The sequence below is a fragment of the Nostoc sp. NMS2 genome (genome assembly GCF_017115105.1).
Lineage (GTDB): Bacteria > Cyanobacteriota > Cyanobacteriia > Cyanobacteriales > Nostocaceae > Nostoc.
On record NZ_JABXKH010000147.1, the window covers coordinates 93,702 to 117,823 of the forward strand.

28 protein-coding genes are annotated in these 24,122 nt (G+C 43.3%); 12 read left to right on the forward strand and 16 right to left on the reverse strand.

What is annotated here, in order from left to right; genetic code table 11:
- Positions 1-52: 52 nt before the first annotated feature.
- From HWQ36_RS26825 to HWQ36_RS26860, 8 genes are all read left to right on the forward strand, one after another.
- On the forward strand, positions 53-259 hold the full coding sequence (locus tag HWQ36_RS26825) for a hypothetical protein (RefSeq protein WP_292708547.1): 207 nt from the start codon (positions 53-55) through the stop codon (positions 257-259).
- Between the two features lie 413 nt (positions 260-672).
- A complete protein-coding gene (locus HWQ36_RS26830; protein ID WP_292708549.1) occupies positions 673-1,584 on the forward strand; it encodes an ATP-binding protein in 912 nt (303 codons plus the stop codon).
- A 95-nt stretch (positions 1,585-1,679) separates the two neighbouring features.
- Positions 1,680-1,913: a hypothetical protein gene (locus HWQ36_RS26835; protein ID WP_292708551.1), complete on the forward strand. Its 234-nt coding sequence runs from the start codon at positions 1,680-1,682 to the stop codon at positions 1,911-1,913.
- Positions 1,914-1,941: 28 nt separating this feature from the next.
- A complete protein-coding gene (locus tag HWQ36_RS26840; RefSeq protein ID WP_292708553.1) occupies positions 1,942-2,559 on the forward strand; it encodes an HAD hydrolase-like protein in 618 nt (205 codons plus the stop codon).
- A gap of 16 nt (positions 2,560-2,575) precedes the next feature.
- On the forward strand, positions 2,576-2,968 hold the full coding sequence (locus HWQ36_RS26845; RefSeq protein ID WP_292708555.1) for a hypothetical protein: 393 nt from the start codon (positions 2,576-2,578) through the stop codon (positions 2,966-2,968).
- A gap of 81 nt (positions 2,969-3,049) precedes the next feature.
- Positions 3,050-3,556 (forward strand): hypothetical protein, encoded by a 507-nt coding sequence (locus HWQ36_RS26850; RefSeq protein ID WP_292708557.1) that lies wholly within the window; start codon positions 3,050-3,052, stop codon positions 3,554-3,556.
- A gap of 146 nt (positions 3,557-3,702) precedes the next feature.
- Complete coding sequence (locus HWQ36_RS26855; RefSeq protein ID WP_292708559.1) at positions 3,703-4,155, forward strand: hypothetical protein; 453 nt, start codon at positions 3,703-3,705, stop codon at positions 4,153-4,155.
- Positions 4,156-4,986 carry a hypothetical protein gene (locus HWQ36_RS26860; protein ID WP_292708561.1) on the forward strand — a complete coding sequence of 277 codons (831 nt, stop codon included), beginning with the start codon at positions 4,156-4,158 and terminating at the stop codon, positions 4,984-4,986. It abuts the gene before it with no gap.
- On the opposite strand, the gene HWQ36_RS26865 is transcribed toward HWQ36_RS26860, so the two are convergent.
- From HWQ36_RS26865 to HWQ36_RS26925, 13 genes are all read right to left on the reverse strand, one after another.
- Entirely contained in the window at positions 4,969-6,462 is a 1,494-nt protein-coding gene (locus HWQ36_RS26865) for a hypothetical protein (protein ID WP_292708563.1), read from the reverse strand. The two genes, HWQ36_RS26860 and HWQ36_RS26865, sit on opposite strands and share 18 nt — an antisense overlap.
- Before the next feature lie 27 nt (positions 6,463-6,489).
- Positions 6,490-6,732 carry a hypothetical protein gene (locus tag HWQ36_RS26870; protein WP_292708565.1) on the reverse strand — a complete coding sequence of 81 codons (243 nt, stop codon included), beginning with the start codon at positions 6,730-6,732 and terminating at the stop codon, positions 6,490-6,492.
- A 349-nt stretch (positions 6,733-7,081) separates the two neighbouring features.
- On the reverse strand, positions 7,082-9,154 hold the full coding sequence (locus HWQ36_RS26875; protein WP_292708567.1) for a DNA N-6-adenine-methyltransferase: 2,073 nt from the start codon (positions 9,152-9,154) through the stop codon (positions 7,082-7,084).
- Positions 9,147-9,926 (reverse strand): DNA cytosine methyltransferase, encoded by a 780-nt coding sequence (locus tag HWQ36_RS26880; RefSeq protein WP_292708569.1) that lies wholly within the window; start codon positions 9,924-9,926, stop codon positions 9,147-9,149. The genes HWQ36_RS26875 and HWQ36_RS26880 overlap by 8 nt, the downstream gene beginning before the upstream one ends.
- Positions 9,926-10,240 (reverse strand): hypothetical protein, encoded by a 315-nt coding sequence (locus tag HWQ36_RS26885; protein WP_292708571.1) that lies wholly within the window; start codon positions 10,238-10,240, stop codon positions 9,926-9,928. Before HWQ36_RS26885 ends, HWQ36_RS26880 begins: the two co-directional genes overlap by 1 nt.
- Positions 10,237-10,419, reverse strand: a complete 183-nt coding sequence (locus tag HWQ36_RS26890; RefSeq protein WP_292708573.1) for a hypothetical protein — start codon at positions 10,417-10,419, stop codon at positions 10,237-10,239. The genes HWQ36_RS26885 and HWQ36_RS26890 overlap by 4 nt, the downstream gene beginning before the upstream one ends.
- The gene (locus HWQ36_RS26895; RefSeq protein ID WP_292708575.1) at positions 10,416-10,847 is read right to left on the reverse strand and encodes a hypothetical protein; all 432 of its coding nucleotides are present in this window, start codon (positions 10,845-10,847) and stop codon (positions 10,416-10,418) included. The genes HWQ36_RS26890 and HWQ36_RS26895 overlap by 4 nt, the downstream gene beginning before the upstream one ends.
- Positions 10,831-11,409, reverse strand: a complete 579-nt coding sequence (locus tag HWQ36_RS26900) for a hypothetical protein (RefSeq protein WP_292708577.1) — start codon at positions 11,407-11,409, stop codon at positions 10,831-10,833. Before HWQ36_RS26900 ends, HWQ36_RS26895 begins: the two co-directional genes overlap by 17 nt.
- Complete coding sequence (locus tag HWQ36_RS26905) at positions 11,406-12,491, reverse strand: hypothetical protein (RefSeq protein ID WP_292708579.1); 1,086 nt, start codon at positions 12,489-12,491, stop codon at positions 11,406-11,408. Before HWQ36_RS26905 ends, HWQ36_RS26900 begins: the two co-directional genes overlap by 4 nt.
- 95 nt (positions 12,492-12,586) lie before the next feature.
- Positions 12,587-13,471 (reverse strand): hypothetical protein, encoded by an 885-nt coding sequence (locus tag HWQ36_RS26910; protein WP_292708581.1) that lies wholly within the window; start codon positions 13,469-13,471, stop codon positions 12,587-12,589.
- A gap of 200 nt (positions 13,472-13,671) precedes the next feature.
- Positions 13,672-13,839, reverse strand: a complete 168-nt coding sequence (locus tag HWQ36_RS26915) for a hypothetical protein (RefSeq protein ID WP_292708583.1) — start codon at positions 13,837-13,839, stop codon at positions 13,672-13,674.
- The gene (locus tag HWQ36_RS26920; RefSeq protein WP_292708584.1) at positions 13,836-14,219 is read right to left on the reverse strand and encodes a hypothetical protein; all 384 of its coding nucleotides are present in this window, start codon (positions 14,217-14,219) and stop codon (positions 13,836-13,838) included. The genes HWQ36_RS26915 and HWQ36_RS26920 overlap by 4 nt, the downstream gene beginning before the upstream one ends.
- Positions 14,216-14,647 carry a hypothetical protein gene (locus tag HWQ36_RS26925; protein WP_292708586.1) on the reverse strand — a complete coding sequence of 144 codons (432 nt, stop codon included), beginning with the start codon at positions 14,645-14,647 and terminating at the stop codon, positions 14,216-14,218. The genes HWQ36_RS26920 and HWQ36_RS26925 overlap by 4 nt, the downstream gene beginning before the upstream one ends.
- 99 nt (positions 14,648-14,746) lie before the next feature.
- Here HWQ36_RS26925 and HWQ36_RS26930 point away from each other — a divergent pair, with 99 nt between their 5' ends.
- Entirely contained in the window at positions 14,747-15,220 is a 474-nt protein-coding gene (locus HWQ36_RS26930; protein WP_292708588.1) for a helix-turn-helix transcriptional regulator, read from the forward strand.
- Positions 15,221-15,234: 14 nt separating this feature from the next.
- Here HWQ36_RS26930 and HWQ36_RS26935 read toward each other — a convergent pair whose 3' ends face one another.
- Positions 15,235-16,281, reverse strand: a complete 1,047-nt coding sequence (locus HWQ36_RS26935) for an integrase (protein WP_292708590.1) — start codon at positions 16,279-16,281, stop codon at positions 15,235-15,237.
- A gap of 177 nt (positions 16,282-16,458) precedes the next feature.
- On the opposite strand from HWQ36_RS26935, the gene HWQ36_RS26940 reads away from it, so the two are divergent.
- The 3 genes from HWQ36_RS26940 (at position 16,459) to HWQ36_RS26950 (ending at position 22,878) form a co-directional block, all read left to right on the forward strand.
- Positions 16,459-20,517 (forward strand): DUF2157 domain-containing protein, encoded by a 4,059-nt coding sequence (locus HWQ36_RS26940; RefSeq protein ID WP_292708592.1) that lies wholly within the window; start codon positions 16,459-16,461, stop codon positions 20,515-20,517.
- Positions 20,518-20,592: 75 nt separating this feature from the next.
- Positions 20,593-20,715: a hypothetical protein gene (locus HWQ36_RS26945; RefSeq protein ID WP_292708594.1), complete on the forward strand. Its 123-nt coding sequence runs from the start codon at positions 20,593-20,595 to the stop codon at positions 20,713-20,715.
- Between the two features lie 813 nt (positions 20,716-21,528).
- On the forward strand, positions 21,529-22,878 hold the full coding sequence (locus HWQ36_RS26950; RefSeq protein WP_292708596.1) for a calcium-binding protein: 1,350 nt from the start codon (positions 21,529-21,531) through the stop codon (positions 22,876-22,878).
- A gap of 186 nt (positions 22,879-23,064) precedes the next feature.
- On the opposite strand, the gene HWQ36_RS26955 is transcribed toward HWQ36_RS26950, so the two are convergent.
- Together HWQ36_RS26955 and sipA are read right to left on the reverse strand one after the other, a co-directional pair.
- Positions 23,065-23,622 (reverse strand): peroxiredoxin, encoded by a 558-nt coding sequence (locus HWQ36_RS26955; RefSeq protein WP_292708598.1) that lies wholly within the window; start codon positions 23,620-23,622, stop codon positions 23,065-23,067.
- 57 nt (positions 23,623-23,679) lie between these two features.
- Positions 23,680-23,922: a regulatory protein SipA gene (sipA, locus tag HWQ36_RS26960; RefSeq protein ID WP_292708600.1), complete on the reverse strand. Its 243-nt coding sequence runs from the start codon at positions 23,920-23,922 to the stop codon at positions 23,680-23,682.
- Positions 23,923-24,122: the final 200 nt, after the last annotated feature.

The window sequence follows — 24,122 nt, forward strand, 5'->3', positions numbered from 1 at the left end:
TAGCTCAATATGCCTCTGACAATTGTAATGGTCGTGGTCATGGGCGGCGCGAATGTCCTACAAGCAACATCACACATTTATTATGACACCAGAAGAAGCAATAAAGGCAATCGAAGAAGCTCAAGGTATCCTTACACCTGTAATGGATGAAGCGCACGAGATAACCAGCGATGAAGATTTTTACCAAGCAATGGTAGACATCATTAATTTGTTAGAAAAGCATAAAGAAGATTTAGGGGAGGGACTAGACAATGTTTAAGCTTTTCACCCCCCAAGAACAAATCATTATTAGTTCAGAATTTTACTCAGCAGAAGATGCAAGCGAATATGCACAAATAGAATTGAATTTACAAAGAAAGGCAGAGGGCAGAGGGCAGAGGGCAGAAGGAAAGAAGTACTAATAAAAACTTTAGTTGTGGGTCTAAAGCCCACCAGTATAAAAAGATTTGTGTCGAGATGCGTAGCAGGAGACACAAGGGAGCCAGTGCGGTCTTGGGATGCATCCCAAGTGGAGCATCTGGCGTCGTCCTTATTTCAATCCCGCGTTTTTAAACGTGGGTTCCCTTCTGCCTTCTGCCTCCTGCCTTCTGCCTTCTGAATGCCTCATGAATTTATCGTTAAACAAGTCGGATTTTTTGAGCAACAACCATATACAAAAGAGGATTTTTAATCATGTTTAAAAAAGCCATCAAATCACAATCAAAATTACGCCTTGCTTTAATCGGTGCAAGTGGAAGCGGCAAGACGTTTTCAGCTTTATCCATAGCATCTGGACTTAGCCAAAACATAGCCGTAATTGACACCGAACACGGAAGTGCTAGTAAGTACGCCGACAAGTTCAACTTCGATGTACTCGAACTCAGCAGCTTTCATCCACAGCAGTACATCAACGCTATTCAAGCAGCCAGCAATGCGGGTTACGAAGTGTTGATAATCGATAGTTTATCTCACGCTTGGATGGGTAAAGATGGAGCATTAGAGCAAGTTGATCGGATAGCCAAGCGATCGCAAACTGGTAACTCTTTCGCGGCTTGGCGAGATGTAACACCACTTCACAATCAACTTGTAGAAGCAATTGTCAGTAGCAAGTGCCATTTAATAGCCACCATGAGAGCTAAAACAGAGTATGTTTTAGAGGCTAACGAAAAGGGCAAAATGGCTCCGCGTAAAGTCGGGATGGCTCCTGTACAACGGGATGGTCTTGAATATGAGTTTGATGTAGTAGCTGACCTTGACCTTGACCACAACTTCATCGTTAGCAAATCGCGCTGTTTTGAATTATCAAACCAGATTATTAGCAAGCCAGGGAAGAACGTAGCGGATGTTCTTAAGAACTGGCTATACAGTGGGCAAACACCAGAAATTCAAAACGCAGACAAGCCTGAGTATCTAATTCCTGGTATAGCCTATGACCGCGACCTGTTGAACGCTGAAATTGAATCAGTTATGAAGCGTAAAAAGATAGAAGTTGAGCAAGCAAAGACTGTATTATTTGAATTATTCAATGTGCGAAGCCGACAGCAACTTGCTGATGAGCAATTAGCGCAATTCTTGGAATATTTAAAGTCTAGCAATGCCGCTTAATGACAACTACACCCTTGAGGAGTTGTTTGATGTCAAAAATTTCTCAAGCGGTTTTTTAAGATAAATTCGAGAGTGTATTGAGGTTGCCAATAATAATGTTTCACATCTACAAAGTCAAAATTAGCACTGGCTCTCCCTCAATAGCTAATTGGACACCGATAGCTATGCTGTGGAATTTCAATGATGCTAAAAAGACAGTTGATATTCTCAACCAAGAAAAGAACGAAGGGTTTGTTTTTAAAGTAACAGGTGATGCTTTTGGTTGGAACAGACCATTTTATGCAACACGTCTTAATAAAATCGGTATAGACACCAAGGCTTACAACTAACAATATTTGTCTTTTGGACTGAACAATCATGGTTAAAATACTTTTTGTAGACATCGACGGCACACTAACCGAAACAATTTCAGGACACACTTTCAAGCAATCGCCAACTGATGTAAAAATAATTGAGGGTGCGGATAAGGTGATCGCACATTTTGCTAATTTGGATTGGTTAATTATTGGTATCAGCAATCAAGGTGGTTGTGCAGCAATTAACCCAGGAACAGGTAAACCTCGCAAAACAATTGAGAGTACTATTGCTGAGATGCAATTCACTCTTGAGCTACTACCCCAACTATCAGCAATTTATTTCTGTCCTGATTTTGAAGGTAACGATTGCTGGCGAATCTCATCACTTGATGCTTACGAAATCAGCGATAGAGAAACACAACTGATAGGGGAATTCCGCAAGCCAAATGCAGGAATGCTAAAGCTAGCGAAATTATTTGTAGAGGATGGTGGGGAAGATGTCGAGGAAATGATTATGGTAGGCGATCGCCCTGAAGATGAACAGTGTGCTATCAACGCTGGGATTAACTTTTGCCCTGCTGATGTGTGGCGCGATCGCTTCCGTGCTGGGATGTTTTCTCACGAAGTCACACCAGCACAATTGGAATTTTTGGAGGGCGTAAAGTTGGGCGGTGGCTGATAGCGGTTTTTAGTGGTTGGGGATCTGTCCACTTTCCCCGACTGCTTATCTCGCACCACCCTACGGCGCGTGGAATGACTACTACGGTAACTATAGGTGGCAAAAGCTACCTGGAGGCGGCGAACACCGCGCACTAGCCGATTGCGAAGCTGTGTATCGACTGCTGCACAAAATGGGCAAGCGTGAATATAAACCGCCAGAAACGCCTTACCGACAATTTCCACCAGTTCAAATAGCTTGCGAGTGGCAGAAAACGGGATGGCTTGAATTGCATTGGAGAACAAAGACGGGTTTTCGCCAGAGTGCAAAAATCGATATCAAGCTACCAGTTTTTGGACTGATGAAAGACAACAAACTCTTGAAAAAAGCTAATGACGACAGACCAGATACGGATAATGTGCCATTTTAAAAGCGGCTTATGATTTTATCCCTCGGTTAATACTGAGGGATTTTTTGTTGGGCATAATAACAGTACTTAATGTATAAAATTATGTCCCGCGACATAGCAAGTGCTATTAGAAAGGAATTTACTACCAGCAACCCCCTTCCCATCACAGGCGGACAAGATACTTCTGCTTCTATTGGGCAAGCTTTAGATTCCCCAGCAACCAGCGATACTGCTAATGCAACCCTGATTAGCCTCTTCAAGCGGCTGCTACAAAGACTAACAACTCTTTTTGACAGGCCTGCTATTACAGTACTTGCTGGCACACTTAACACTACCGGAGATAACACAATCATTGCATCACCTGGTTCCGGCATATCAATAAATATCGCTTACCTGAAAATTCAACTTGAAGGAAGCACGGCAACCACTGTACTTCTAAAAGCAGGAAGTACAACCAGAGAGAGAATTTTATGCCAAAACCAAGGCGATGGCTTGGCCGTCAACTATTTTCCCAATCGAGAACTGAGGTTAGATGCCAATACAGCATTAATTCTGAGTCTATCCGGTGCAAACTCAATTAATTACGCATTCCACTACTACACATCGTAAGCTTACCTCGACCTAAAGGTACGAGGCTTTAGCCTCAGATTTGAATCATCGGAAACAGAGACATTTGCCCCTGCAATTGACAACTCATCCCATTGTACCATATAAAGCCGTGCTAGAAGCACGGGGTTTCAGACCCAGGAGTTTTGATGAGCAAAATAACAACTCTTAAAACCGAATTAGAATTACCAGAATACGCGCAAATAGTAGCAACGCAAAACTATCCAGGGATCGCGGCTCTACTTAATCAAAAACCACTAATTCCAAACCCTGTACCACAAGAGGAGTTACCAAAGCAACTAACTTTAGTAAACCTCTTTCAAGCAATAACACCACAAGAGGCAGTGGACACCTTCAAAATCCCAGGTTTATTGGACAGAATTGAAAGTGTTGCAAATGGAAATGATAGGGTTAACATTGCGATTCTGTTTGAAGTAGTAAAAACTTACATATCGCAAAATAGCAAGGATAATTTAGCAAACTTACTTGCACTTACCGAACCCGATCCAAATTGGCAATCTCAAATCTTCGGGCAATCACGGTCTGAAGAATTAAATATTTATCCCGTGAATGAACAAGAAGTACAGGAGGCGCTAAATTAAGTGCCAATTATCGGTTCAAAATTAGCAACATCCAAGCTCGATACAGATGTTGCTAATTTTAAAAATAGGATCATTGCAGATGGAGGAACCATATCAAATTCAAGCCTACAAGCCCACAACACTTTTGTTAAAAGTTTAAAGCTTGGGGGAATTTGGGATAAATGCCTAGAAATAGCAACTTATGCTGGTAATGACTTAAATGCGGCGTTAGTAAAACTAAAATACCCTAGTGGCATTCAATCATCCTTAACTAACGTCGGTTTTGTGAATGCTGATTATTCAGAAATTACGGGACTTTCAGGAGATACAAGTAATACCAAATACTTAAAAACTGGGTTTATTCCTAGTGTTCAGTTAACGAGTTCATTAGATGCACACTTAAGTGTATATGCTAGAAACACAGTAGCCATATCCGGTTCAGGAAGCGCGCCTTTTGCATATTTGGGATGCAATAATACCACACCCAGATTTTATCTTTTTAGGCAAACTTCAACATTAACTGGTTTTGTTGGCTCTAGCACGGAAATGAGCGTGACAAAATCCACCGCTACAGCACCAGGACATATACTTCTTTCTACAGTATCTTCCAATTTAGGATACTTATTTTACAACGGTAACGTAGAAACCACAGATACTTCTTTTACTACAAATGCTAGACCAACTTGTGAAGTATCAATATTTTCTTATGATAATGGCGGAACACAGTTTTTACTAAGATCCAATTTAATTTGTGGTATGCACACTATTGGTTATGGTTTAGATACTAATCAAGCAACTATTTTTTATAATGCCGTTCAAGCACTTCAAACAGCACTAGGAAGGCAAGTTTGATGCTTGAGAATCAATTTCTAAAAGTGCTTGCTCTACAGCTTTCTGATCAAGGTCGTACACACGAGCCGCACGCTTAACAAAGTGCTTTTGAATTTCCTTTTTAAACGTGGGTGAGGGGATATTAGCTGTGGCGATACCATCCATATCAGTAAGTAGTTCAGCAATCGAGAACCCAAGGAATTCATCGTACCCAGTAACCGCCCAATCCACAATTTCACCCCGTGCGATCGCGGCTGGCTTCAGTACCTGTACAAGGAATTCCTTTACTATCTGCCCGTAGCGTTCCAGCAAAATCTCTTCAGGTCTTCTATCTTCAGATTTAGATTCACCACTCCGAGCAATGATTGAAGCGCCATCACTGGCAGACATAGCTATTTGTTGCAGTACATCATATATATCGCGTTTCACCTCAGCCCGATAAGCGATCGCAGTTTGAATAGAAGCGCCGCTACGTTCAAAAGTGGTTATCCCTTGCCCAGTTTTCAATGTGAGATAATATGCTTCACCCATCAACCGACCCCCTAATGGGTCTTCGTCGTCATCCACCCCAGTTATTACAGGCATTGCAAAGTTATTACTGTAAAGCGCATACTCAAGCGCTGCTGTTTGGGTGAAGTACGATTTTTGGCAATCGAACAGTTGTGCAGCCATCCACAACGCCTTTGGTAAGGTCAGCGTCACTATAGGAAATTCAAACTTCCCTCCGACATTAAATATCGGTTGACCTTCAATAATTGCTTCTATGGATATATCGCGCTCATTTACCGAGCTAATGAATGGTTGTGGAAGTGGTGGTTTAGAATCGCGCTCAATTTTCCGCACCACATATTTAGATGTGAACACCGCACCCCCATCACGGTAGTAGATAGTGAAAACATGTTCGGGCGTGGGTGTAGCCTCCCATCCTGATCGCACTAACCGAAACTGGTGTAACTTGACAAAATCAAACCCTTCTCTCCCACTGTCCCAGTCCCACAACGCCGAACGCGGGTGCAAGATGACGTAAGGGTTGAGTTCACCCGATTCTCGCTGCTGTGCCTTACTTACCGCGCCATTCGCCCTTTTTGTATCGATTTGGGCGATCGCCTTACCCGTGGTTAAGGCCGTCATCATGGCTTGCATTAGGAAGGTATTAAATGATGCGCGTCCATCGTCGTCTCCATCCAGCAGCGCACCACCACTAAAAAACTGCTCACTCCAGAAAGGATCGTTACTTCCGGTGGGCGTGGCGGGGTTTTTGAAGAGTTCTGAGTTGAACCGCGACAGAATAGGAGCGATTTTGTTACAGTAGGTCGCTAATTTTACCCGCTCCTTCATCACCGCCTCCGGTCTACCGTCTGGGTTAGGTAGTAGCTTGCGTTTCATCTCATCGGTCATGCTGTCGCCGCCCTCAACCGTAGCTGTGAGTAATTCCCAATAATCGCAGTAGCGCTGGTGTTCCGAATGACGGCGAATGAGTGCTTCGAGGGTGGGCATTTTATTTTTAAAGTTCCCGCTTAATTCTCACGTCAATCCTCTTAAATTTTCTTTGTACCAATCTTCACGCTTGACTGGACAAGTTAACCAACAACACTCAGCGATAACACAAAGTCCGCATCTGTGCGATCGCACAACTTCTTCCCATCTTTGCCAGGGAATTTGATAGCTCATACAGATTATATTTTTAAATTCTGGCATCAAAAAAGTAACGGCGTAATTAGCATCATAAGCAGAATAATCAAAAGTTGTGTCGCAAGAATTGTTCATTGTAAGCAACTTTGCGTAAATATTCCAATCTCGAATTATTATCCGAACAGGCAATCTGCCAATTAATTTAATTAGCTTGCTATCTTCTTCCGCACTCCAGATATTTATATGACTTTTTAATCCACATTTCTTACTGCAATAATCGCGTTTTGCCCTGCCTACCCTAGTAAACTCGTTACCGCAAACAGAGCAAGTTTTGGTTGTCAGCTTTTCTCTGGACTTATTTGAACAAAAGAGAGAGCAAAACTTACGAGAGCTTTTGTCTGGCGTAAATTCACTTCCGCAATGACGACAATTTATTTGCATGATTGTTGGTGGGGACTGAGTAATTTTTCCCAGTCCCGCCTCCTTACGCAGCAACTTCCTGCTGCACCAACTCAACTTCCGACTTATGCAGCGAGGTAATTTTATTGTTTTGCTGCACAGAAAGCCACTCGCCATCAAAATTGCGTACCTGCCAAACCAAACCTGTTTCTTTTTCCCGTACCCAATCACCAGGGTGATGTGACAGAGACTTTTTTGCTTCCAACAATGCCTCAACTTTGGTTTTAAACGTTTCGCCAAGCCACTGCATATCCGTGATATCGCCCGTCTCGCTAATGTGGTCAGCCAGAAGAGTAGGCAGTTTTTCTATCAATTCTTTTTGATGTTTTGTGGCAGCGCACAATCCTATCTCTGCCAGGATTTGGGCGTTACCCTGGCATACCTCACTAATCTGAGTCCAAGTAACATTATTCATGCCAGTTTTAGTTTTCACGTTGGATATAAAATCACGCCCTTTAGTTTGGGCTTCATGCGTATCTACAAGGTTCAAATAGCGCGATCGTAAAACTACTTCATGCTCATTAAACTCAATTCTTTTTTCAAAAAATACAGCGATACTATCACCATCTACGCCAACAACAGTGCCTGAAATCCCAAGCAAATACCGTAAATCCTCGTCTTCATCCACATCTACAACACAAGCGCGATCGCCCACTGCAAAACTTGTATCGTGTTGAGTATTATTTTCTACGCACTGAGTATCGTGTTGAGTATTATTTTCTGAGTGCAAGCTGTAAAGTTTTCGCCGTGCGTCTTGTGGATCTACATCACAAAAAACAATACCTTTGTCCACAAGCCGATTCAGATGTGTGTAAATTCCTCTTTCTTCTTTATCCATCCCCAAAGCTTCAATTATTTGGCTTCCAGATAATTTGGGGTTGAGTTTTAAAATATCGATTATTTGCTCAGAAATGGTGCTGTCAGTCGTAGTCGCTACAGATGTTTGTTCTTTGAGGTCTTTTAATTCCTGCAAGACTTGTGCGTGCCTATCTTGAGTAGTTTGGAGTCTTCTTGTAACACGCAATTTATCTTCAGTCATATCCGCTATTTTATCCAGCGCTTCGTCGCGTTCTTTTGCTGTATCTGCCAATTGCATTAAAGCTTCATTCTTTAGATTGATCGCTCTTTCTTCACGTTTTTCTATGGTTACTAGCTCAATCTTCAATTGAGCGATCGCCTCATTCTGTGCAGCAATTACCCCACTATCACCCTCTACAAATTCCACACCACTAGCGGCGCTATAAAGCGATTTAGCCCATTTTAAAACGTCATCTTGGGGAATCCCTTTAGAAGTCATCTCACGCCCGTACTCTGCCACTTGTCGCCGCAAATCTTCAGCCTTTTGCTCACACTCTTGGAATGGCTTCAAAGAAGCAGTGAGTTGGTTGAGTTGCTGCTGTAATTGGGCGATTTGTTCGGCTAGAGCGCTGGTTGCAGAAAATTGGAATGTCGTCATAGTTCTGTCCTTTGGTTGGTTATTTTTTAGTTCCCATTGAGTCCAGGCTTGCTCGTAGGTTAGAAGGTTTGGGTAGTCGTCGGGGGCTGGCGGTTCGTGGGTGTCTTCATAAAAAATTGTTAATTGGTCGCCATCCGCTTTACGCGGCACATCTCCAAAATGAGCAGGATTCCAAGAGTCCACATTTTTTACAACTCCAACCTCATCAAAAACTTGTTTGAACTTCTGCGGATTTTCACCCCAATAAACCAAGCAGTGTGATTGTCTGGCTGACTGCTTCGGTTGATAGCTCGTATCCAAGAATTTGATGCGGCCTTTCCAGAAACAGACGGGTTGAGTGGCAAGCAGGGGGGATAACCAATTGGTATCGGTGGCGGCAGGGACAAGTGCGATCGCCTCACTCACCCGCCCAGCTTCGTACTCTGCTTGCAGTTTCACCACCCACTTACCAGGGCATGAGTAGGGCGGATTCATGAATATTCGTCCCTGCCACTGCTGAGATAATCCGTCATCCGAAACTGTGTAGTGTAATCGCGCTTTTATGTGTTTGCGATCGTCCGCGCAAGGGTCAAGGTCAATCGCGCCGAGTACCTGCATCACTAAATCTGAAATGCTTCTAGGCGTATACCAGCAATCAGACATTTTGCCACCACTCTTGCAAAAACTTGATTCTGTGGAACGCAACGGCGGCACAGGCTGGCACAACGGATCGCCCGTAGAGGTAGCGGCTACGGATTCGTCCTGGTGTTCCCCTTGAGATTGAGATAGGCACGCCGTCCAATCCTTCGGGAAACCCATAAACAGCGCCATCATCTCGCTGCTCAACTGTTGGGAAGCAGGAATTAGCCCTAATTGCCGCAACTTCGCTTCCAATTTGACTTGCCCAGGTGGGCGGCTGTTCTGCTTCCCTACCCCAGACGTAAGGGTAGGCAATGACAAACAAGCGTTCTCTTTCGTGGGGTGCGCCGATTTCCTTTGCTGATACGATTTGCGGATCGTCCCACTGATAACCTGCCATTCTGAATCCTCCAAGCACTGCTCGTAATCCTCGATTGATAAGTCCTGTAGGGTTTTCCACAACAACAAATCGGGGTCTGGCTGTGGCAATGACCCGAAGCATTTCCAACCAGAGACTTGATTCTGCTCCTCTGATTCCAGCGCGATCGCCGGCGCAACTGGTATTGGTACAGGGAAATCCACCAAAACAAATTCCTTGCTCGTAATTCCAGTTGACATCGGGGTTATATGTGCAGATATCTGGGTGAATTGGGGTATCTGGGAAGTGTGATCGCAGTACGGATTGAGCATCAGGATCAATTTCCACCGATTGAATTACTTGGGCTTTATCGCCAAAGACTTGATTGAAGGCAATCTCAAAACCGCCAATGCCAGTGAAGAGGCTAATTGCTTCCACTAGAAATGTCCTCCCGCATTTTCATTTTTTGGCGTTGAGAAAACCCAGTCATCCACAAGCTTGAGTATTCTTGAGGCCAAAAATGAGCGATCGTACAGGGGCAACCCTGAGACTGAAAGAGTTGCTAGTAAAATGGTGATTTCGATGATTAATTTCTCAGGCAAATCAAGCATCGGAAGTACTTTGAGCAAACATCTGGCATAGGCTCTAATTTGTTTGTGTGTGAGGTTGCCGTTTTGTTCTGTGGTTTCTTCGATTCGTCGAAGAATGGACTGGAAGCCTCTAATATCACCGTCAAATCCAAATATACTCATGCCTCCTCCACGATGTCGGAGTAAAGACAAGCTTCTTTATCGCAAGTATTATCGAATGCGGCTGTGGCATGGCTCCAGCAATACTTTTCACCGTTGAACTCGTAAACCGTCCAAGTATCGTCAACGGAACAGAAGGTTTCTAAATACTTACCTTTGCGTCGAACTTCTTTGATTTTCATATCCAATACCCCATATTCCCAGACCCCAACACAACCAGGGTTCGCACTACATAACTGTTCGTTTTTTCGTTGATTACCTTGAACTTTTTAGCTTGATGTTTAGCAGTGTCAATATCGATTTTGATTGACTTCCCCTCGCAGATGTCGTAGTAATCCATCGGGTTTAATTTCATCTCCAGGCAGTTATTGGCTGCAATCCGTCTTTTTTTCCTTGAGGTGCATTTTTCACAAACTAAAGCCATGCTTACATCAAGGCGATCGTACCGACCTGATAAATCTTCTTTGCATGATGGGCATTTCATTCGGTTTGTAGAATCAATCATCAAGCAGTATCTGTAGGCTGCTTTTACGTCATACTGGGCAATACTCCAAGCCTGAAGAAGTTGGTTGTCGCTTAGGGTGGTGAGTTGATTAGTTGCGTTTACCATTGCCATTCATTGATAATTTGGCTTTTAGCTGTTCCATCTGCTGTTTGAGGTGTTCTGGTACGGGCGTGAATTCCTCCTCACTCCTAACCGTTGGTGTCTGTGATACTGATGGCGGCAATGTTTTCGCATCTTTATCAACAGATTGACAGTAGACCGTGATAAACGATTTTTCTAACTGAGCGCGTTTGTAATCTTCAGCCATCCCTACAACCCTCAAGCCTCCGATCGCCTGGAGTGCAACACGAGCGCGTGTGCTGATATAAGCTAATTTGCTTTCATCCCCATGACTGGCCGCAAGAACTACCGATTGCCACTCAATCACCGCTTTTGACTCTTTAGATCCATTTATCGTATCGAATAGCTGCTTGAATGTCGGGAAATGTCCCCGGTAACGTTGTTCAAAGCTCAGAATTAGCTGTCGTCCAGCTTCGGCTAAATCTTCATCAGTTAAATATTGGTCTAGTTCATCTTTCCAAATCTCTAGGACTTTAGGATCTAATTGCTTCTCAAAGTGCTTCATGAGCAGGGACATACAACTATCAAAATTTTGTTGAGATATCATGTTGTCTCCTTCTTTCGACGAAATGGATTGTCAGTAATTGTTTTGTAAGCATCAATTGAACTTTGGATTGCAATTTCCAAATCTTCTTTGCTTCCACGACGAGAAGCTACCCTAGCGATCGCCGTGGCGGATACCTCTTCGGGAGTTACGGTTTGCCATCCCTGAACCAAGGCCACTAGCTGTCCCCACTTGGTCATATCGCGTTCGTAAGAAATGACTGTGTTCCGCGCCCATTCAAGATCATCTGGCTGCTTAAGTTCCTTCCATGCGACATACCGCAGAAAGTCTGTGCTGATATCATTAGCACGAATCGACAATATCCACCCATCGCGGCGATACAGCTTGATTTGTTCGCCCATCAAGTAATTTGCTAGCTGCTTCTTCTCGTTAATGGGTAAGTCTTTGAGTTCCCCCCTATCCAGTTGAGTTACCAAATTTTCCATTTTTTGAGAAAGCTGGGGCGGCGCGGAAAATTCACCCAATTGAAGATCCTGGTTTTTAAGAGTGGTTGTGTTTTTGTCTGGGGCGCTATTCGAGTGAACTTGTGTTACTCCAAAATCACAAGTTTCAAAATCAACAATTTGTGTTTGTGCGGGTGTAGCTTCTTCTACACATTCTTTAATTAAATTCTTAATTTCTTCTTCTATATATAGTGGTTCGGTTAATAAACCGGAGGGGTGCGGTTTATTAACCGGAGGGGGTTCGGTTAATAAACCGGAGGGGTGCGGTTTATTAACCGGAGGGGGTTCGGTTAATAAACCGGAGGGGTGCATACATCGTCCGGGGTATTGTTTGCGTAATTCTGATATTGATATTGACCAATCAACCGCATCCAGAGCTTGCTGCAATTGATGGACGTGAATGGTGTATGCGGTGTGATTTCCCACGCCCTTGGAGGATGAGATGAAACCTAGTTCCTCAAGCTCTTTGATTTTGGTGCGGATCTGCTTATCTGTGGCAATCCACAAAATCAGCTTCTCAATCTCCGATATTGTCCGAATTCCTAAATCTATAGAGGTTTCTGAGACTTGAGGATTTTTTGAGATTTCGCCATTTGCCCAATACTCAAAAACTGAAAGCAACGCGGACAGAACCTTGTCACACTTCGTAAGACGAAAATAATCTTCACGGATGAGAAGTAAGAGGGATTTAGGTTTGTGGCTTATACAACTTTCTCTCACGCTGCCACCTCAACCCTAAACCCAGATTTCATCAACTGCTCATATATCACACCTTTCTGTTGCTGCGAGAATCTAGGCAGTAGCCGCAGAAATTTAGCTAGAGCTAGCTCCAGTTCTAATTGCTGTGTTTCTGTGGGTATCTCTTTAGGGTCTGGTATTGCCTGAAGTCCAGTTTTGAGTCCGAAGGATCGCGCGATCGCTTTGCCCTCTGCTTTAGCCGACGTTAACCCCTCGGTCTTCTCAACAACAACAAGCATATTGTCAGGAATCAATTTACTGTTTTCATCCCCGAACCGGACAATGCACCGATCCACTGATGAATGCTGTGCTACCACTCCCTCTGCACCGTGCAACTCTTCATCTGGATAATGTGGAAGTATTTGCACTGTTGCCCCAATTGGAGGGCGGGGTGGCTTTCTGTTTCTTATCTTTGGCGGTTTAATCTCTTCCACCGCTTTTTTTACGTGTTCAGCTTTGAGTTGCGATCCTTCACTCTCGGCAAAAGACACCGCAGTTTTGTAGGCTTTCTGTATGTCTTTAGGATTTTTTAGTCCGGTCAATGGTCTGAGATGAGATTCTTTGGGGGTGTCGTTTTTAGGAACAATTGTTCCTAGAATGGTTATCACTCTCGCGGAAGCTATCAGCTGGTTGAGTCGGCGGAATGATACATCAGTATCCGCTAGCAACTCTCGGAATTTATCGCGGTATTGGTCAAAATTATTCGCTTCATCTCGCCACAATCCAAGTTCATCAATTCTTAATAAAGCTTGTGCGGCTTGTTGGAATCCTTTTTTTCCCGTTTCAATACCACTGATTACTGACTGTTCTAGTTGGTGCTTTTTATCCAACTCATCTTGTTTTAGTATTGTGATGTTTGGCACTTGTATAACTTCCTTTTTGATTTTGTACGTATATACGTACTTGATTGTGAATATCCAAGGATTTGTGCTATGATGAAAACCTAAAAACAACGCGGCTTAACAAAATCCGTTGCCTAGCAAACGCTACGCAAGTCTTGTTATTCGGTTGTTTTGCAAGTAATTAAAAAACATTTAGTAAGTTGCGAATTGGCGTTTGCAACTTACTTTTTTATGAAAACTCTCACCTCCTTGATTGCTATCTGTTGCTCTATTAATTGCTTGATATCTGCTCTGTATGGGCAATATTTACACCGCCCGTTTAGATGCCAAAACTTGAGTAGAGTGCTGAGGGCTGTTTGGTAGCGCACCACTGGTTGAGATGTTTTCATGCCGCCTTACCTTTTCGCTTGGCTGGTGGCAAGGATAATCGAGCAAGGCATTTTGTAATGTGGAATTGGTATCGGGGAAGCCTCGCACCAGGCGATCGCAAATCCCGCACCTCCTCATCTTTGCCCACCCGGAGAATGCCGAGCGTAACCATCTTTCGCAGATGCTTAGGTGAGTCAAGCCCCAACATAGAGTAGGCCGGATCTGTGTCATACCATTCGCGTTGGGGTTGAAGCGTGGTGTTGACACCTAGCATCTCTGACAAAATTTCCTTGACAGCTTCCCTGAGTTGAGATTCAGGAATTAGTCTCTCTGTATTTTTCGCTTTGTATATCCCTGATTGCTCCATAGCTAAACCTTGATTAGATGCAGTATCTTTCATGCTGCTACCTGCATATCATCTATTCCTAATAATTCCAGAGGTGTATCTGAAGTCATTAATTGAATAAAATGCTGGGGACTTTGACATCCCCATCTAGAAATTTGCGCTTGAATTTCTAGAGCCAAACATTTTTCTAAAACGTTTGAGAGATACATTGCTCCAAAGTTTTTCAAAAATTCATTCAATTCCTCATCTATGTAAACGTTCGTTGGATTTTGCCTTTTTCCTGTGGACTGCCTTACCTTAAAGTGCGATGGTGTAAGGAATGTTATCCATTGCTTGCAAATATTTAAATTATGCGAAGCTATCGTTTCTTTTTTGATAGCCGCCAATATATGCAAGCAATGTAAAGCTTCGTGATTTGGCAAGTAAACAATTTTTTTACTTCCAACCAAATCGCTGCAATTATTCTTTTTTCTGACATGCATAAGCATTTTTGAAACACTATGTGTTGCAGTTTAGCATGAAACACTATGTGTTTCAAATGACTATTGTAAAGTTTCACGTACAACAGCAAAGCTGGGTGTATGGCAAAAACTGTGTACACCTGGGAAGGCATACAAAAACTGGCGGAAATTATTCGTGCAGCAAGGGGGCATCTATCGGGAAGGGCTTTTGCAAAGAAAGTGGGTTTGAGTCCGACATCAATTGATCGGATTTTAGGTGGTGAAGTGAAAGAGCCAGAACTCAAAACCCTGGAAAAACTTGCACCGCATTTAGGCTATACCAGAGATGAACTGATAGCCATTTGCGCCGGCGATAATTCGCCGCAGCCCGTGAGAGAGTACAAGTTTGCTGAAGACTTGATGCCAATGGTTGATCAGCTACCCGATAGGGAGGCTGCAAAATTGGCGCAGCACATAATTGCTCGGTTAACGCAGCCCAAGGTATCGCTCAATGGTGTCAAAGGTGAAGGAGTTTCGTTTCACCTTGAGTTGATGTCACAAACCGATCTAGCAGATTTATTAAGAGCGATCGCAACGCGCGTGGAAAAAGAGTAGAGTTGATAAGTTCTTTACGGCACTTCACCATCAAACCGAGCGATCGCTCTTTCTACTGCCCTAGAATTAGTTTTTTCGTCGATATGCCGTTGGTAAGTTCTAAGGTGTTCTGTGATTGAGTGCCCCATCAGTTTTGCCGAGGTAGTCACCGGCAGTTCAAAAACCACGCTAATTCTAATCGCAAAGGCATGGCGGAGATCATAAGGAGCGAGTGTTGCTCCTATTTTTTTGAAGTGATAATTTAGGGATTGGTAAACCCGTCTACCGAGTTCTTGATACTGGCATTGTGTTTGGGTAACGACATGAATTTGTTCCCAGAGTTTCCAGCGCTCCGCCCACTGGGGATAAAAGGGTTGCACAGTCCGCGCTCCGGTTTTACCCTCTGAAACATAACACTTGTAGGGTGGTTTTGATTCAACCGTCGCAAAAAATACTTCATGCGGCCTTAAGCCATAAGCCGCCAACATCCCATAAACCCACTGCCATCGGTGGCTAGTTATTTGCTCCCTAATAAGGGCTATCGCCTCATCAGTTAGCAAATCTTTGATTGTGCTATTGGAACTATATTTACCTTTGTAGGAGTGTAAATCAACATCAACCCCCGCAAAGAAAGCTAGTTTAATATAAGTTTGAGTGGTGCGGTGTCTAGTCCAGCTATCTGGAGGCAAAGATAATATTGCTTTTAGCATTATCTCCCCACTTAATTCAGCCTTTGGCGGAAGTCTATTAAATTGGAATAAATAATGTTTTTGCCAAGTGGTAAGACTAAAATCTTGCCGCTTTACTAGAAACTCTTCCTTGAAAGCCTCTATCCAATATTCACAGGTATTCCCCGGTTTTAAACCGGATTCAACCCAATTCTCCCAAGGGAAGTTTTGACCCGACTTCCATCTCACAATATCGCCTGCTAACTCTACCGCCTTGTCTTCTGCGGCTCTCAATCCTGCGGGGTTGGCGTACATTCCCAATGCTATATCTTGTTGATATGCCTGGGTTTTTTGACTACTTGGGCGCGGTGGCAATGTCGCTCTAAGACTCAATGTGTCCCCTCGCTGTCGCACAGACACCCCTCTTTTACTAATCTTGAGCCGCTTGTTTATTTCTTCTAGCGAATACTTCACCCTAAATCTGCCCTAATTATCTGGGACAATCTAGGATATTTTAGGATAATTTGGGATATTTAGGATATCCTAAATTGCCAAGATAAAACAGTAAATCTCCATTCTGCGGCGTTTTATATGACAAATTCAGGTTCGCCCCTTGAGCGCCCGCTAAAATTTGAAATTAGACTGCCGTCGTCACATCCTCAGTTACTAGAAGGACTAGATATATGGCTGCGTTTAGGTTTGATATCTGATACCCAAGTTAGGCAGCTATGCCAAGAGTTTCTGGTGTGTCAGGTTGTGTTGCCACCCCAGTCTGAAGCTAAAACAAAGGTAGTTTTTTTAACTTCTGATCCCGTGCAGGAGTTACCCGTAGCAGCTTTACAATCTAGTCGCCGTAGAGAACCGCAACAAAAAACAGTCGAACCCAACTTTGTCAGTAAAATGTTGCAGTCCTTGGGAGCAGAACTGAGTGTACGCTGGCTGCTTTTTCTAGGGGTATTCCTGGTAGTGGTATCCTCTGGGGTACTGGCTGCGAGTCAGTGGGAAAAGTTTCCTGCTTCTGGACAGTATGGAGTTTTGTTTGCTTATACTCTGAGTTTTTGGGGGTTAAGCTTTTGGGCGACTAGGCAAAATAACCTCACATTGACGGCTCAAACTTTGCTGATTGTCACCCTTTTGTTAGTCCCAGTGAACTTTTGGGCAATGGATAGCTTTAAATTGTGGCAAAATCCTGTAGATTTGGTTGCAGTTGCGATCGCCTGGCCTACCCTGACTGCTATAACTATTTTACTCTCCCAAAATCGGACTATTTTTACCAATTTACGTACCGGCAAATTACCTCTAGCCAATATTCTAGGGCTGAGTTATTTGCATTGGGGTTGGCAATTAAGAGGATTCCCCTTAATTGCCGTCTATGTGGCAATGATTGGCACAACCATCATTACCATTTATCACAATTACCAACAGCCTAATATTGTCAGCGAGGAAAATGGTAGCGATGTCTACGACGGGCTACGCCTACGCAGTAGATTAAGTATTAGTCTACCTGCCGCCGTAATTATTTATGCTTTGATAGTGCTGCTAACGCGGGCCATTTTTGTTACCAAGGTAGATGTCACCCAATTAGGATTAGCTATTGGCATTTGCGGCGCTCTTGTAACTTGGCTAGCACAGGAGAGGATAGGGGGCAGGGGGCAGGGGAGCAGGGGGGCAGGGGAGCAGGGGAGCAGGGGAGCAGGGGAGCAGGGGAGCAGGGGAGCAGGGGGAGCAGGGGGAGCAGGGGGAGCAGAGGAAGTAACTGTAATATTCCCCTCATCCCCCTCATCTCCCCCATCCCCCTCATCCCACTTACTTTGGGAAAAACTCGGTGCTATTTTACTCTTCCTGGGTTGGCTGGTTTCGGTAGTAAATTATCCCTGGCAAGCAATAGCTGTAAGTGGTTTAGGTTTGTGGTTTGTGGGAAGTCGCTTGCGGCGGTACAGTTTAAAGCTAGACTTCGCTGCGGTTTTTGTTATCGGTTTACAGACGATTTGGCTAGGTTGGCGATTAGTACCTGATAGCATACAGAAATTAGCGATCGCAACTGCTACTCAACTCACTAATTCTCAAAATGAACCTTGGGCTTTGCTGGGTATAGCTTTATTTCCCTACATAATTTTGATGGTGGCGCTTACAGATAGCCTACATCGCACCGAAAAGCGAGAATTAGCTAAATTTGGCGAACTGCTCACCCTGTTACTTGGAACTTTTTTAATCACGATCGCTATTGTAAATCCTGTATTGCGATCGCTAAATCTGCTATTTTCTACCATCACTCTGGCATTCGTCACTCAACGCCGTTCCCCGGCATCCCTTCCCCTGGTATATCTAACTCACATCATCGGGGTGCTGACATTTTGCTCTACCATTAATTGGCTGGCACCAACCCTGAGTCAACAAGTCTGGGCAAGTATTTTATTAGCTCTGATGGTTGCAGAATGGCGATTTAGCGTAGAAGAAGGAGTATGGCAACGTAGTGCATGGGATATCGGTTTAGGACTAGCCGCCGCTAGTTTTCTCCTATTGTGGATGAATGCAGAATCATCTTGGTATGGTGTAGCTGATAGCCAAGCTTATTTAGGAGTCTTATGGCTAGTTACGCCTATAGCTCTCACGGGTGTTGCCAATTGTACAATTATCGAGCGGCGGACTACTACCCGTTACTTGAGTGTCTTGGCAGTGGGAGTTGCCCAGCTACTTACTATACAGTTACCAGAAACCAGATTAATTGGTTTGGCAGTGGGTGCGGGGCTAATGTTCGTAAATACGCGCTATTTACGAAACCAACTATCTGCGGTAATTACAGAAGGATTTGCTCTGAGTTTTATAGTGGCGCTGCTGTGGATGGGTGTACCTGGTTTACCTCGCCTCATGCTAGCAGGTTGGTTTGTCGTCGGCGCGATCGCAATTCTAAGTCTATGGTTAGCCAGGACGGTTTTGAGCCGACGCGGTAACGAATTAGCACTTAATTATGCAGCCGCCAGTGATAAATGGGCGATCGCATTGTGTGGTTTTGAGTTGTTAACTTTGACACTACACTCAGTGTTGATTTACTCAGGGTTTCTTACTTCGGGATTTTTGTACATAGCTGCCACTACAATCACCTTGACAGCCATTATTTATCGCAGTTGGCGACAACCGACAAATTGGGCATTTTATAGCATCGGTTGGTCTTTGGAATTGTTGACTGCCCAGGTGTTGGGATTTGGGGAGCGATCAATTGTTAGGATAGCAATCGCAAACATCGCTTTAGGTTTAATCGCTCAACTTGTCGGCGAGTGGTGGCGACGACGATACCAATTACAAAGAATTCCTAGCAGTTTTCACATTTTGCCCTTAATTTATGGTGCATTCAGCGTATTGCTGCGTTTTAACACCTTCACCGAGTGGACTGGTTTATATTCCTTGGGTGTAGCTTTAATCATCATTGGCGTAGGGCGACGGCGTGAGAACTTTAAACCCCTGCTGTACTTAGGAATCATCGGCATATCAATTTCTGCTTATGAACTTTTGTTCTATCAAATGTCACAAGCTTCAGGAGGAGCATTAGGTGATGGATTGATTGCCATGTCTGCCCTTGGTGCCAGCATCATGTATGCTTACCGGATTTTGTCACCTTGGCTTGTAAACTACTTACGCCTAACTCCCCAAGAACTAAGAAGAATTGCCCATATTCATTGGGCTTGGAGTAGCTGCTTATTAATGGCTGCCATTCCTCTTCCCATTGGAATTAACCGTTTAGTGGGATTAGCAACAGGGGTATTTTTGATTCGTTATGCCATCTTTCAAGGACGAAATTCGCGCACTTCCCCCAGCATCTTGGGAGGAATCACAATAGCCGAAGTGTGGGTTTACCTTGGCTTATTAGAAGTAGCCGGAATGAGGGTTTATTGGCGCGAGACAGCAGTCGGAAAATTTTGGGCTGGGCCGTTAGTTCCTTGGAACGGTGCGATCGCCTGTGTGGTAGCCTATTTTCTATACATCCTACCTTGGGAAAGTTGGGGTTGGTCTAAAAAACCTTGGCAGCAAGCCGCCTACATCATACCACTGATAATTTTATGGGAAACCAGGCTGCAAACTTACCCCATTACCTTGGTACTCGCAGCTGGATTTTACATCTTTCTGGCAAAAGTGGGCGAAAACATCCGTTTTACTTATGTTAGTGTGGCGTTGATTAATTGGGCACTTTACCGATGGTTTGATTCCTTACGCCTGACTGATGTTTTATGGTATGTAACGCCAATTGGATTATCACTGCTTTATATTGCTCAAGTAGATACCCAACTGAGGCTACCAGAGTACAAATCGACTCGCCATATTCTGAGAGTACTAGGTAGTGGTTTAATTTGTGGGTGGGCAATTTTATTTAATCAAAACACAGCCTGGATACCTGGAATTTTCAGCCTCATCGCCATTTTTAGCGGATTAGCTTTGCGAGTCCGGGCTTTTCTCTACATTGGTACAGCCGCTTTTTTAATTACTACAATCTATCAATCGGTAATTTTTAGCTTGCAGTACTCCTTTTTAAAATGGGTTGTTGGCTTACTAGTTGGCATCCTTCTGATTTATATTGCCGCCAACTTTGAAACCCGTCGCACTCAAATAACTTCCTTAATTCGTAGCGCCATTGATGAATTTCAATCATGGCAATAAAGAGAGGAATGAATCAATCAATAGTCCTAGAGATATTGAAAAGATAAGCTATATTAGCTTCTGGATTTATTAATTATGAAACCTAACCTACAATATATCTCTGGTAGTTCTCCCCGCCGTCAAATTCTCAAAACAGCTTTCACCTTTGTGACTGGTTTAACCGCCACATCACTGATTTCTTTTTTGATGACCAAATGAGTTTGAACTTAAAAGACTTAATATTCATATCAAGTTAGCCTATTCAGTAAAAATATATCGTCATACTTTTGTTATAACTTTGTCATAACTGCGTTAAGTTAATATGAGATGATTATTAATTTTGCTTTACTACTTCTGTGAATTAGGGTAGCAAACGTTAAGATAAAAATATAAAGAATACATCAAGTTCAGTGCTTGTATATACATTTTTTAGTCAAAAATATAAAGATTATACGAAGATTTCTATGCAAATATAGACATCTAAGTAAATTTTCGGTATTTAATTCTTATCAGGTTATCTAAATATTTCCTGTTTCCAAGTGTCGAATCACAAATTATTTTTCGTCATTAAACACTCTCAGAGGATGTTTTAAAAGTCCCAAAGAGTATAATTTTGCCCTTCTTACTTTAAGTAACTGCAAGGAAAATAAAGGTTTCAGCCATTTACTGAGATGTCTTCCTGTGCTTAAACTTGAAAGCAAAAAACCTTTTTAAAACATCCTCTTAGTCTCGCTTAAGAACTATGACCTTCACAAGTAAGTTTTAGTAAGGAATAGGTGAAAAGATAGCAGCAGATAAGCTTTTTTTCGATTATCTTATTTCCTTCATACTGCTTTATCTAAAAGGTAATTTAAGGCAAAAATTACATCCGATCAAGCTTGAGCGACATTAATTTGAGATGACGATGAATAATTCGTTAGCCAACACAAATATATCTGAAATTTTCTAGTTCTGACTTTGTGAATTCTGATTGAAAGAACAAGACTTTCAGGGATTAAAACTCGATCGCACTCAATTGAGGAAAGTTATATTATGACCAGATTAATTGTTTCTTCTCCCTCACTCATCGGCACCTCTGCTTCTGATCTCGTGACAGGTCAAGAAGATAATGCATTGCCCGCAATTGGAATTGAAGTTCTAAAAAAAGGAGTCATTGATACCAAAGGAGGTAACGACACTATCAAGGGTAGTGCTATCGGTAAGGAGGACAACGGTGGTGAAAATGCTGGTACTGGCACCGGCATTGCTAACAATGGCATCATCAATACTGGATTGGGAGACGATATTATCTCTGGCAACGGCACTGGCGGTTACGAGTATCGAAGCTATGTACCTGGTATCGGTATCTTTAACACTCAGGGTGGCTACATTAATGCAGGAGACGGAAAAGATTTGATCAAGGGAATCGGAACCGGAGGTGAAGGTTACGTTACAAGTATAGGTATTCCTACAGGTATTGATAACACTCAGCATAGCCGTATTGATGGAGGAAAAGGGGACGACTCTATTGAGGGTACTGGAATTGGAATATCATCGACTGCTATAGGAATCTCTAACACTCAACATAGCAGCATTGATGGAGGAGAAGGGAACGATTCTATCAAGGGAACTGGAACTGATACAATTTTTGGTGGAGATGGTACAGGCATCGACAACAGTGGCGGTAGCGTCATTAGTGGAGGACTTGGAAACGATTCTATTATTGGTATCGGCAAGGGCGGGAATGCATATATAGCTCCTTTTGGTGTGTCAGAGACGGCGGGTAAGGGTATAGGTATCGACAACAGTGGCAGTAGCGTCATTAGTGGAGGAGTTGGAAATGACTTCATCTCTGGCACAGGTACTGGTGGCAATGGAGCTGGCAGTACGCCTTTTGGGGACAGCGTAGGTATAGGCATTGACAACAGTGGCATCATCAGTTTAGGCGATGGGAACGATAAGCTAATCGGTACTGGCATTAATCAAGGCATCGGTTTTCTTAATACTAATGGCATTATCTGTGGAGGGGCTGGAGATGATATCCTTGTTGGCTGTGGCACCAGTATTGGCATCCAAGGCGGCACCATTGATGGTGGAAGCGGTAACGATTACTTCAAAGCCCGTCGAATTGATGCTAAGGGTAATTCCGTTTCAAACCAAGGGGGCGATATTGCCAATGTCTTAATTAAAGGTGGATCTGGAAATGACACATTTGATGTTGGTTACGGGAATGCCACCATTGATGGCGGTTCGGGATGTGACAAGCTAATTCTGCCTGGCTTCAAAAGTAATTACACTATCATCGGCAGTTCCAGCAATTACACCATTAAACGTGATGGGTTCATCGAAAATGTCTTGAATGTTGAGCAAATCGCCTTTCTCGGCGTTGTACCTCATTCTTAGAACGATTTCCCCACAAAGGCAACAGCCTAGCGATCTGGTACAGACGCTCTTAGGGGCTATTGCTTGAAATCGCACTCCCACAAAAATACTCTACTGAGAGAAGTAAATCAGTAGAGTATTTAAAGGCAATACCGTAAATTGAATTGATTCAAATCGGCATTCGGTGCAGAGAGTTGTTATTAAGGTCTAAGAAGCTGTGGACTGTAACTTTTCTAATCGTGCCAGTACTTCTGAACTATGAACAGTTGGGTTGACTTTGACAAAAGTCTCGCGCAAGACACCTTGAGGATCGATGATAAAACTATGGCGCATTGATAAGAAGCCGAGCCACGAACCGTAAGCTTTACTCACTGAACCATCAGTGTCAGCTAAAAGTGGGAATTTTAGTCCCTCAGAATCACAAAATTTTGCGTGAGAATCAATATCATCAGCACTTACGCCAATAATCTGGGTATTTTTTTCGAGGTATTGGGGTAAATCTTGCTGAAAACGGCGAGCCTCTATAGTACAACCAGAGGTGAAGTCTTTAGGATAAAAGTAGAGAACTAGCCACTTACCGCGCAAGTCAGAGAGAGAAATTTTGCCATCACCTGTGTTAGTTGGCAAAGTAAACTCTGGTGCGGGTTGATTAATTGCAGGAAGTTTACCACCAAGGGCATCAGCAGCAGGGGTAAAGTTCAGCCAGCTGATGACAGAAATACAGCTGGCAAATAATATGTTTAAAAAAGTGCGGCGGGAAATCATGGTGCAAACCAGAATCACAACTTTACACAAGTTTACAATTCTTAGTTGCTCCAAATATCACTTAGGGTCAGATTCGGTAGGTTTATCTGTGCTTTCGATGTATTGGCTATCTAAGAGAAAGGCTCCCTTAGCGAAGCGAATACCCCAATATCCACCGGGACGGCGGTCAATGACTATACCTTCTTCGCCAATGTGAATAACATCAGGGGGGCGCAGCATGGGCATAGGTTCAGCAGTTTTGACGAAGGGTGGTAGTGCCACAACACGGACTTTACTACCAATTGCGAATTCTTGAGACATCTTAATCAAGCTAGAAGTTTTGATTTACTCATAACTCATAACTATCTTGAAAGTCTAGTAAATCAGCATTTTCAGGGTGACTCGTAAAATCTCTTTTCTTCTCTCTGCGTCGCGCCAGTTGCTACAAGTCGGGGAACCCGAGAGCTTAAATAATTCGTAATTCGTAATTCGTAATTCGTAATTAAGTTTTGTGACGGGGA

What these genes read in the sequence shown, in the direction of transcription:
- HWQ36_RS26825 (WP_292708547.1), top strand. Translation starts at nt 53, where the DNA reads ATGTCCTACAAGCAACATCACACATTTATTATGACACCAGAAGAAGCA.
- HWQ36_RS26830 (WP_292708549.1), top strand. Translation starts at nt 673, where the DNA reads ATGTTTAAAAAAGCCATCAAATCACAATCAAAATTACGCCTTGCTTTA.
- HWQ36_RS26835 (WP_292708551.1), top strand. Translation starts at nt 1,680, where the DNA reads ATGTTTCACATCTACAAAGTCAAAATTAGCACTGGCTCTCCCTCAATA.
- HWQ36_RS26840 (WP_292708553.1), top strand. Translation starts at nt 1,942, where the DNA reads ATGGTTAAAATACTTTTTGTAGACATCGACGGCACACTAACCGAAACA.
- HWQ36_RS26850 (WP_292708557.1), top strand. Translation starts at nt 3,050, where the DNA reads ATGTCCCGCGACATAGCAAGTGCTATTAGAAAGGAATTTACTACCAGC.
- HWQ36_RS26855 (WP_292708559.1), top strand. Translation starts at nt 3,703, where the DNA reads ATGAGCAAAATAACAACTCTTAAAACCGAATTAGAATTACCAGAATAC.
- HWQ36_RS26865 (WP_292708563.1), bottom strand. Translation starts at nt 6,462, where the DNA reads ATGCCCACCCTCGAAGCACTCATTCGCCGTCATTCGGAACACCAGCGC.
- HWQ36_RS26870 (WP_292708565.1), bottom strand. Translation starts at nt 6,732, where the DNA reads ATGAACAATTCTTGCGACACAACTTTTGATTATTCTGCTTATGATGCT.
- HWQ36_RS26875 (WP_292708567.1), bottom strand. Translation starts at nt 9,154, where the DNA reads ATGTCTGATTGCTGGTATACGCCTAGAAGCATTTCAGATTTAGTGATG.
- HWQ36_RS26885 (WP_292708571.1), bottom strand. Translation starts at nt 10,240, where the DNA reads ATGAGTATATTTGGATTTGACGGTGATATTAGAGGCTTCCAGTCCATT.
- HWQ36_RS26890 (WP_292708573.1), bottom strand. Translation starts at nt 10,419, where the DNA reads ATGAAAATCAAAGAAGTTCGACGCAAAGGTAAGTATTTAGAAACCTTC.
- HWQ36_RS26895 (WP_292708575.1), bottom strand. Translation starts at nt 10,847, where the DNA reads ATGGTAAACGCAACTAATCAACTCACCACCCTAAGCGACAACCAACTT.
- HWQ36_RS26900 (WP_292708577.1), bottom strand. Translation starts at nt 11,409, where the DNA reads ATGATATCTCAACAAAATTTTGATAGTTGTATGTCCCTGCTCATGAAG.
- HWQ36_RS26915 (WP_292708583.1), bottom strand. Translation starts at nt 13,839, where the DNA reads ATGAAAACATCTCAACCAGTGGTGCGCTACCAAACAGCCCTCAGCACT.
- HWQ36_RS26920 (WP_292708584.1), bottom strand. Translation starts at nt 14,219, where the DNA reads ATGAAAGATACTGCATCTAATCAAGGTTTAGCTATGGAGCAATCAGGG.
- HWQ36_RS26925 (WP_292708586.1), bottom strand. Translation starts at nt 14,647, where the DNA reads ATGCATGTCAGAAAAAAGAATAATTGCAGCGATTTGGTTGGAAGTAAA.
- HWQ36_RS26930 (WP_292708588.1), top strand. Translation starts at nt 14,747, where the DNA reads ATGGCAAAAACTGTGTACACCTGGGAAGGCATACAAAAACTGGCGGAA.
- HWQ36_RS26940 (WP_292708592.1), top strand. Translation starts at nt 16,459, where the DNA reads ATGACAAATTCAGGTTCGCCCCTTGAGCGCCCGCTAAAATTTGAAATT.
- HWQ36_RS26945 (WP_292708594.1), top strand. Translation starts at nt 20,593, where the DNA reads ATGAAACCTAACCTACAATATATCTCTGGTAGTTCTCCCCGCCGTCAA.
- HWQ36_RS26950 (WP_292708596.1), top strand. Translation starts at nt 21,529, where the DNA reads ATGACCAGATTAATTGTTTCTTCTCCCTCACTCATCGGCACCTCTGCT.
- HWQ36_RS26955 (WP_292708598.1), bottom strand. Translation starts at nt 23,622, where the DNA reads ATGATTTCCCGCCGCACTTTTTTAAACATATTATTTGCCAGCTGTATT.
- sipA (WP_292708600.1), bottom strand. Translation starts at nt 23,922, where the DNA reads ATGTCTCAAGAATTCGCAATTGGTAGTAAAGTCCGTGTTGTGGCACTA.